Annotated in this window: 1 protein-coding gene; it reads right to left on the bottom strand. The window is 37.8% G+C overall.

Going from position 1 to position 2688, the window contains the following annotated elements; translation table 11 throughout:
• Positions 1–348: 348 nt before the first annotated feature.
• Positions 349–2550 (bottom strand): leukocidin family pore-forming toxin, encoded by a 2202-nt coding sequence (locus AACU59_RS04515; protein WP_161437754.1) that lies wholly within the window; start codon positions 2548–2550, stop codon positions 349–351.
• Positions 2551–2688: the final 138 nt, after the last annotated feature.

The raw sequence follows: 2688 nt of genomic DNA, 5'->3' as shown, positions 1-2688 counted from the left end.
CCGTTGTACTGCTCTCGAAAGCAAATCCATTATTGTGCTTGGAGGGGGATAAAGATACGAAATAAAAATATCTTAAAATAATCCTTTTTTTTCAGTCTATTAGGTCTTATGAATATTTTTATTTATAAGGGCGGGGCTAAAATTTGATTAACGGCTGGCTTGTAGTAAGGAAAATGAACGATAAGGGCAACGTTATGCGGCCTTGACAGAACAATAAGAGCGCGAATTGGCCAATAAACATCACTCTTTTGGCATTCGATTGGTGACGTGAATACTACTTGCGTTGATTTTTAGCAGTTAAGGGATTTAAATACTCAATACTCTGGTGTCTGGGCATTGAGTTTCTATTTAATTCACGCTGAATTGTACACCTTTAACTAACCAGTCATCGGCCCAAATTTTAAGTTGTGTGATCGGGGTAGATGGAGGTACATCAAAACGATCTTGATGAGGGTTAGTGACATAATCGTTCGATCCCACAGTACGTTGACGCCCGTCTTGATAGTTAAAAGTAAGCGCGACTAGCTGTTGGCCACCATATTGAAAATCTCCCCAGGTGGCAATAATAGAGGTTACGCCTGATAGATCTACCGAAGATAAGCTACCGCCGGTTCCTCCGATTAGCAGTTCAGGATCAGAGCCTAGCGCATCAATTGCTGCACCGGCTCGGATGTAAAGTTTATTCTCTTGTCCGATCTGCTGCTGAGTGAGCTGACCATGAGTTAAACCAAGTACGGGTGAACTTGAGGATATATTCCGATTAAACAGGTTTGTATAAGTGGTAATCATTCTTGTGCTTACGTTGGTGTCATCTTGCGTATATAAGCCAAGTCGATTGGTCATTTTATTTTTTCCAAGCAATAGGTTGTTATATTTATTACTGAGTTGATCGAAATTTTCGATCCATTCCCAGCGCTGACTTAATGAAGCATCACAAGCTCTTAACTGATCTAGAAATTGGCCATCAACGCATTGGTTGCGATGGGCTACACTCATATATCTTCCTAGTTGATCATAAATAAAAGATTGTTCAGCTTTGGTCAATTCACAATCAGCGGTATAAATAGCACCCTCAGTGTTTGTTTCAATACAAGTATTATTATACGCACCAATCTGTATGTTCACCGGGCGACCACCGGTGAATACAGGATGGTTCCAGTCAGTGATAAATTTTGTTCGTGCTGTGATTCGGCGATAAGGTGTATTATCAAAACCAGCATATGTTTTTTGGTTCCAAAATAAAAGATGAAAACTGTATGCTGCATGATAGAGTGGCATTATATTAATTAACTGATGAATCAATGATAAATTCGGTTGTTCCCGACTCATCCGTTTTGCTTTATAAATAATATCTAAGTTAGGTAGAAAGCTTTTGTAACCAATTGCCCCAATGCGATTGAGATCCGCGGGATAGTCGTACGAGCCGAATGGTACACTGTGATTTAATATCAGAGAATCTGCTGTTGGATATGCATCTCGTTGCCACGAAAAACTCACATTACGAAAGTTTTTAGTACTACGATCGATACGATACTCTTGAGTATTGTAGCTTAACAAGCGTTGTTGAGTATATGACATACTTGCGTCAAGTTTCGCTTTAGGGCCTTCTAAGCTGCTCGCGATTCCAACTGTAAATCCTGATTCTACGGTATTTTCATATTGTCTATTGATATTATGACTTGGAAAAGTACGCAATATCCTTGCTTTATCATTAGAAGCATTAAATTCAAACTGATAGTCTTGCGCTATAGCGTCAGTAGACCAAGCTCTCTGCCATCCATTCATTGAATAATAATCGGGATTGTCTTGATAATTCCAATTCAGTCGATTATTCAAATGGATACCTGAACCTGTAGAGTTTTTATCTAAAGTGATACGAACAATCTTTGCATCTGGTGTATCTCCACCACTGTCTCCGAAAGGAAGTGAGCGTAGATAACTTACTCGATAAATTAAAGATATGCCGGCATCTTCATCGCAAAAAGTGCGATTGCTTGCATCCCATTCTGGGAAATGACTATTCCTAAATGTACATTCATCAGCTTTGATGGGTTTGACCACATTCAAATAAAAAGCGACTTGAGGTAAGTCTTCTGCTTCACGTGGACTAAGCCTATCATACTCTGAATTTTTGGTGACTTGCTCTAATATCTCAGCTATTCGATGAATATCATGCGTTTGAATTGGTGTAAACATGATCTGGTTTTTATAACTGCTAATAAGAATAAAATCACTATCAAAGTCAACCCCAATTTTTCTTATTAACTCATCTCTTGCCGTCTGTCTTTCTATTGGATCATCTAACATAGTAAAATCTAGTAATAAGGTTTTCCCTTTATTATCAATTCCATTTTTAATCGACATTAACGAGAGGTTTACATTCGTTCGCGCTTGCGTGTTAGCCATATTTAGATAACGAATGCTACTGATGTCTTGTAAATTACTCAGTGCATTTATCGCAGAACCTTGGGGTAGAGATATGTTGGCATAAACATCACTCAGACTGATGGCAGCCAGAATAGATAAAGTAATTAATTTTTTATTAAACATGTAACGTACTCTCCTTTTTAAGTACATGAAATCGTAACTTACCATCAAGCAACATTGAGATAACCTTTTATGAGCATTGATGATATGCAACATTATCAATTTCGTATGAAATGGCTTTTAAATTAAAATAAATATTTA

It is taken from the genome of Vibrio sp. V23_P3S9T160, from assembly GCF_963886625.1.
GTDB lineage: Bacteria > Pseudomonadota > Gammaproteobacteria > Enterobacterales > Vibrionaceae > Vibrio > Vibrio anguillarum.
The sequence above is the reverse complement of the archived record's forward strand: the minus strand, read 5'-3'. Positions and strand labels throughout refer to the sequence as shown.

What these genes read in the sequence shown, in the direction of transcription:
- AACU59_RS04515 (WP_161437754.1), bottom strand. Translation starts at nt 2,550, where the DNA reads ATGTTTAATAAAAAATTAATTACTTTATCTATTCTGGCTGCCATCAGT.